At 55.3% G+C, this 255-nt stretch carries 1 rRNA gene; it reads right to left on the bottom strand.

Annotated elements, in window-relative coordinates:
* Positions 1 to 255 (bottom strand): 16S ribosomal RNA (locus DA373_RS16200); the annotation flags it as partial.

Here is a 255-nt window from a genome sequence, read left to right on the forward strand (position 1 = left end):
TGCATCGAATTAAACCACATGCTCCACCGCTTGTGCGGGCCCCCGTCAATTCATTTGAGTTTTAACCTTGCGGCCGTACTCCCCAGGCGGTCAACTTAACGCGTTAGCTCCGAAACCCGCGCTCAAATGGCACAGACTTCAAGTTGACATCGTTTACGGCGTGGACTACCAGGGTATCTAATCCTGTTTGCTCCCCACGCTTTCGCACCTGAGCGTCAGTCTTTGGCCAGGGGGCCGCCTTCGCCACTGGTATTC

The organism is Oceanimonas marisflavi, from assembly GCF_003049725.1.
Taxonomy (GTDB): Bacteria; Pseudomonadota; Gammaproteobacteria; order Enterobacterales; family Aeromonadaceae; genus Oceanimonas; species Oceanimonas marisflavi.